The sequence below is a fragment of the Brevibacterium sp. SIMBA_078 genome, assembly GCF_046534565.1.
Taxonomy (GTDB): domain Bacteria; phylum Actinomycetota; class Actinomycetes; order Actinomycetales; family Brevibacteriaceae; genus Brevibacterium.
Genome location: NZ_JAWRYQ010000144.1, coordinates 1 through 290, shown reverse-complemented (window position 1 = coordinate 290; position 290 = coordinate 1). Strand labels below are relative to the sequence as shown.

Annotated in this window: 1 protein-coding gene; it reads left to right on the top strand. The window is 39.3% G+C overall.

Annotated features, from left to right (window positions below):
* Nucleotides 1-290 (top strand): hypothetical protein (locus SB749_RS19220; protein WP_410711710.1); only part of this gene is annotated, 290 nt, incomplete at both ends.

Genomic DNA, 290 nt, shown 5'->3' with positions numbered 1-290 from the left:
AGAGTAGGGGTGGACAAGGTATTTGAGGTATTGGATAAAAACGAGATTACACCCCAGTACATTACTTGGAATGGTGAATTACAATCAAGCATGGCTGCCTTAGAAAAAGAATTAGAATTGCTAATGACACTAACTGAGATACCGATGGTTGCGTTAGGAAGTGGGGACAGCGGAACAAGTGGTAGTAGCGGTTTATCTATTAAATTCCGTATGTCTAGCATGTTATCTAAGGTTAATCGTAAAAGACAGTACTACGAAAAAGCGTTGAAGCGTGTATTTGATATTGCACA